The sequence below is a fragment of the Paraburkholderia guartelaensis genome, assembly GCF_004353905.1.
GTDB classification, from domain to species: Bacteria; Pseudomonadota; Gammaproteobacteria; order Burkholderiales; family Burkholderiaceae; genus Paraburkholderia; species Paraburkholderia guartelaensis.
In genome coordinates, this window is record NZ_SMOD01000101.1 from 1 (window position 1) to 5,562 (window position 5,562).

Below are 5,562 nucleotides of genomic sequence, written 5' to 3' on the forward strand. Positions count from 1 at the left end.
CGGCCGCATTGGTGACGAGCCCGTTCACGTCCACATCGCTGTTGCCGTACGCGAAGTAGACGCCGGTGGCGTCGTGATGGCCCGGCAGGAAGCTGCCGCGCCAGACATCGAGACCCGCCTGGAAGCCGAGCAGGTGACCGCTGGCGCTCGCGTTGGTGAAGGTCTGGTAGCGGTTGTCGATCTGCTGGCCGAACAGGCGCACCCAGCCGGAGCGGGTCCAGCCTGCGTCACCGGCGCCGCCCTGCGCGTTGGTCAGCGTGTCGCCGATGCGCTCATGCAGCGTGCCAAGCGTGGTGAGACCCAGTTGCCGCGCGATGGGCTGCACCACGGCGTAGGTGGCGATTTCCGGTCCGATGATCGGGTATTTGCCTGGCGGCAACTCGGCCGGCGTCGGCGTGACCGGCGTCGGCGGCACGATGAAGTCGGAGCGCAGGAACCAGTCCTGGGGAGCGCTGCTGTCGACACTGCCCCTGAACAGGCGGTAGTCGAGATCGCCGGAACGCAGTTCGCCGTTGAGCACGAATGCGCGGGCCGCCGTGGTGCCGCCATTGACGGCCTGGACCAGAAGGATCCCGTTGTTCTGGGTCTTCACGCCGCTGCTACCGGTGGAATGAACGACTACTGCGCTCGTGCCGCTCGTGGTCCCGCCGTCCAGCACCAGCCGGCTCGATGGCGAACCGTCGATACCCAGGAACGTGTTGAAGACCACCTGCCCCTGCGGGTCACTGTAGTTGCCGCGGATCGTCAGCGCCCCGTAACCGGTATCGCCGGCCACCGGGTTGCCGGGCCAGACCACGCCCTGGTTCACCACATTGCCGATCACCGTGCCGGACCCGGCCAGGGTTCCCGCTGACGCCACCGTCACGGGAGAACTGATCGAGCCGTTGACGGTCAGCGTGCCGGCTTGCACGGTGGTCGGGCCGCTGTAGGTGCTGATCGCGTTGAGCACCGTCGTGCCGGTGCCCATCTGCACCAGGGCGCCGGTTCCGGAGACCACGCCGCCGTAGGTGAGCGTGTCGCTACGGTCGAACGCCAGCGTGCCGTCGTTGGCGACGTTGCCCACGATGCTGCCGCTGGTGCCGCCGTTGCCCAGCTGCAGCGTGCCCTCGCTGATCGTCGTGCCGCCGGTGTACGTGTTGGCGCCGGCCAGCACCAGCGTGCCGCTATCGGTCTTGGCCAGCGCGCCCACACCGCTGATGACGCCATTCATGGTGAGCGTGCCGGAAGGCGCGATATCGAACGTGCCGCCACCAGCGTTGAGCGTCGTACTGCGCGCCGAGGTGAAGCCCGAACCGGTGACTGCCAGCGTGCCGCCATCGAAGCTCAGGTTGCCCGCTGCCGCGCCGAGATTGTTGTCGGCGGACACCTGCAGCGTGCCGCCGTTGATTGCCGTGCCACCCGTGTACGTGTTCGCGCCGGTAAGCACCAGCGTGCCGAGATCGGTCTTCTGCAGCTGCGTGCTGCCCTGCAGTACCGCGTCGATAGTCGCGGTATAGCCCGCCCCGTCGGACGCGCCATCGCCGACCCGGATGGTCGTGACACCCGATCCCGCCGTGGTCTCAACCAGCGTCAGCGGCCCGCCATTGATCACATAGCCACCGGAGGCGAACTGCATCCCCGAGGCACTGACCTGGCCAAGGCTGTTATCCACCGTCACCGTGCCCGGCGCAGGGTAGAAGATCGCAAAGCTCCCGTTCGTCCACGGCGCGTTGAGCGTGCCGATTGCGTTGGTCCAGTTATCATTGCCGACAGGGGCCTGCCAGGTCCCGCTGCCACCGTCGATGGTGCCGCTGCTCCTGTTTCCCGTGCCATCCCAGTAGGTCACGGTCACACCGGTCGTGTTGACCAGGTTCACCTGGCCGGGCACCGAGAGCTGCACCACCGCGGTGGTCCCCGCTGGCAGGGTGCCCAGCGTCAGACCGTTGTTGGTCAGCGCACCGCCATACGTGAAAACCTGGTAGACGCCCGGCCCGAACGTGGTGCCCGGTGACTGGGCGACGTTGAGCGCGCCATCCAGCGTGAGGTTGCCCTTCACCACGGTCAGGTCATTCAGCGGGACGCCCGGCACAGTGGATTGGCCAAAGCTGTAGTCGAGGTTCGAACTGCTGGTCAGGCCAAGGTTGCCGTTGATGGTAAGGGTTCCGATGCCCCCCGCGGCGGCGCCAGGTGCCAGGGTGCCGCCGTTCACGCTGACGCTTCCGCCAATGATGCCGGTGCCGCCCAGCGTCGCGCCGATGGCCACCGGGGTCGCACCTCTGGCGGCCGTCTGGTCGCCGTTGATGTACAGGGAGCCGCCATTGACGTTTGTGCCGCCCGTGTAGCTGTTGGTGCCGGTCAGAACCAGCGTGCCAGGGCCAACCGCATTGAACACGCCGGGAGAGCTACCGTCCGAGATGACCCCGGTCAGGGTCTGGGTGGTTCCCGCCGGCGGCGTAAAGTTCGGATCGCCGGTCAGGGTGATGTTGTTCCCAACCGTATAGTTGTTACCCCTCAGCCATGACAGGGTGGTGCCAGCGGCCATTGCCAACGGGCCCGTACCCAGCGCCGAATTGTTGCCGGCGACGATCGTGCCGGTGTTGAGAGCGGTTCCGCCGCTGTAGGTATTGGCTCCCGTCAGGATCGCGGTACCGGTGCCTGACTGCTGCACCGCGCCGCTGCCACTGATGACCCCGCCAAAGTTGATGGTGTCGCTGCGGTCAAACACAAAGGTCCTGTTGTCCGTAACGTTTCCAACGATGCTCCCCGTGGTTCCGCCACTGCCGAGCTGGAGCCTGCCAGCGGAAATCGTGGTGCCACCCGTGTAGGTGTTGGCGCCGGTCAGAACGGTGGTGCCACTGCCGGTCTGGCTGACCCCTCCGCTTCCGGAGATCACACCGGACAAGATCAGCGCGCCGCCGGTGTCGAAGGCCAGGGTGCCGTTGTCGGTGACGCCACCGACAATGCTGCCGCTCGTGCCACGACTGCCCAGCTGCAACGTGCCGGCCGAGATTGTCGTGCCGCCGGTGTAAGTATTGGCGCCAGTGAGAATTGTGGTGCCGGGACCGATCTGGCTGACGGATCCGGTGCCGGAGGCAACGCCGGCGTAGGTCGTTGTCGTGCCTGTCGCCGGGTTGAATGCCAGCGTGGCATTGTCGTTGACGTTGCCAGTAATCGAGCCGTTGGTGGTGCCGTCGCCCAGCTGCAGCATGCCCGCCGAAATCGTTGTGCCGCCCGTGTAGGTGTTGGTACCGGTGAGGATCGTCGTACCGGGGCCGATCTGACTAACCGTTCCACTACCGGAAATCACTCCGCTGTAGGTCGTCGTCGAGCCTGTCGCCGGATTGAACGCCAGCGCAGCATTGTCATTGACGTTGCCGGTAATCGATCCATTGGTAATGCCATCGCCCAGCTGTAGCGTGCCCGCCGAAATCGTCCAGGGTGTCGTTGTCGAGGTTGATCCGGTCAGCGTCCAGGTGCTGGAGCCCGTCTTCTGGTACAGGCCAAAGCCCTGATACTGCGCAGGCGGACCGATCAGCGCCATGTTGAAGGTTGCGTTGATCGAGCCACCCAGAATGAGGGTATCGGCCGACGAGAATGCCACCACGTTGCCGGTGATGATCGAACCAGCATCGATCTCAAGCGAGTTGGTGCCGCCAGTGAAAGTGATGGCGCTGGCTTGGGTTGTGCCATTTCCTGCCAGACCACCCGTGATGGAGCCGCTGTTCGTGATGGCGAGGTTCGCGCCGGTGATGCCAACGCCGCCGGACCCGAAGCCATCGTTACTACTGCCGCCATTCGTGCCGCCATTACCGCCGGTGGTTGAGCCGCTGTTGATGATCGTCAGCCCGTTGCCAGCAATGCCAGCGCCGCCCGTCGGCGTATCCGACTGGCAGCAGTTGGCGCCGCCGAAGCCGTTGTTCCCGCCGTAGCCACCGCTGATGCTGCCGTTGCTGGTGTTGATGATCGTGTTGCCGACGGATGTCGAGTCGATGCCGTATCCGCCGTCACCGCCCCCGCCGGCGACCGAAGCAGAGTTGCCGCCATTGCCACCGGCCCCTCCGGCAATCCTTCCGCTGTTGGTGTAAGTGATGCCGGACGCATTGAGCACCACGCCGTACCCGCCGGCCCCGCCGCCGCCGCCGGATATACCGCTACTCCCACGAGTTGTGCTTGAGTTGCCGCCGGCCCCCCCGGCTCCTCCTGTCAAGGCGCCGCTGTTGCTGGATGTGGTCGTCACGACAGCGCCATGGGCACCGCCGCCGCCGCCGCCGCCGGAGTCGCCGTTGGTGCTTGGGGGCGGGGCGCCTGGTGAGCCAGCACCACCCGCGCCGCCAGGGCCGGTCGCGCCAGCGCCACCGGCGGCGGCGGTGCCATCGAGGCCGGTGCCACCCTTTCCCCCGCTACCGCCCGTGACGCCCGCTCCGCCGCCACCACCGCCGCTATATCTCGTCGTGCCGTTGCCGCCGTTGGCACCGGTGACGGTGGCGTTGCTGACCCCGCCTGGAGCGACCGGTTGTGGGGGGCCGGCGCCGCCAAGGCCGCCGGACTGCCCCAAGGCGGAGGAGGCAAACAAAAGCGTACCTCCGATGTGAGCTGTCACCGTTACGAGACGCGTTGCCAACCTCTCGATGGTTTTCCGTTTGATCGTGGCACGAACCGGTTCCGGTATGCCAGTCCGACCCGGGGCAGTACCACGCTGGATTACACCGAACTTCGTGTTCACCGCCTGACTCCGGAAAACTGGTCACAGCAAGAAGACCGGTGAGCTCAAGAGGATGCCATTGCAGCGCTGATCTCACGGCACGGGAGAATCCGCGCTTAGACTCCCGCCCAACGAACGGGCCGGATCTTCCCGAAAGCCGTCGGCGTGGTTGTGACCAGGCACGCTACGCGCCGGGAGAGAGGTCCGGCTCGTGTCCGGCGCTATTCGCGCAACTGGCTCCCGTCGTCAATGAAGAGGCTCAGCCGCCCGGCTGCACGCTGGCGCCAGCTGAGTTGCGACTGCAAGCATGCCGAAAGTCGCACAGCACAAACCTGTCACCGCTGAAAGCTCATCCGGCTACGTCCTCGTAACTGGTCTCGATCGCGGCGCCCCGCTTCTTCTGGGCTGCCGCATTGATCGGGATAATGTTTTAGCCTAGGCGTGGTCACGTACGTTGGGTATCGGACTTTGGTCTGATCATCGGGCCGGTACCGTCGGCTATGGGTCGAACATCGGCCGCTGACTTAGAGCCGACGAGCGGCCGTGATGGGTCGGGTGCGGCCGACCGCGTCGGGCGGAAGTCGGCCGAGGCTGTGTAAAAACGCCGGTTCGAGCCGCGAGCATCGGAGCGAACGCGTTCACCCAGCGCTGAGATCGAACGACGGGGCTGATTGCACCGAGCCATTCGAAGCGTCGATGCGTGAGATCACGCGCCGGCCAGCTTCATGGCCCGCATTGCTTTCGCGAATCCCAGTATCCCGATGACGCGCTTGAGGTTGTACGCCAGTACATGCAAGTTCATTTCGGTGGCGACGTGACCAAGTCTTCGCATCAGGAAGTGCGTCGACCCCATCCAGTGCTTGAGCGTACCGAACACGTGT

General features: G+C 65.7%; 1 protein-coding gene and 1 pseudogene. Both read right to left on the reverse strand.

The genetic code is table 11. The annotated features are described in order from the left end of the window. Positions 1 to 4,090: beta strand repeat-containing protein (locus E1N52_RS42750; protein ID WP_205965773.1), on the reverse strand; the 4,090-nt coding region annotated here is incomplete at its 3' end. 1,297 nt (positions 4,091 to 5,387) lie between these two features. Beyond that, positions 5,388 to 5,562 (reverse strand): annotated as a pseudogene (locus E1N52_RS42755) (IS5/IS1182 family transposase); the annotation flags it as partial.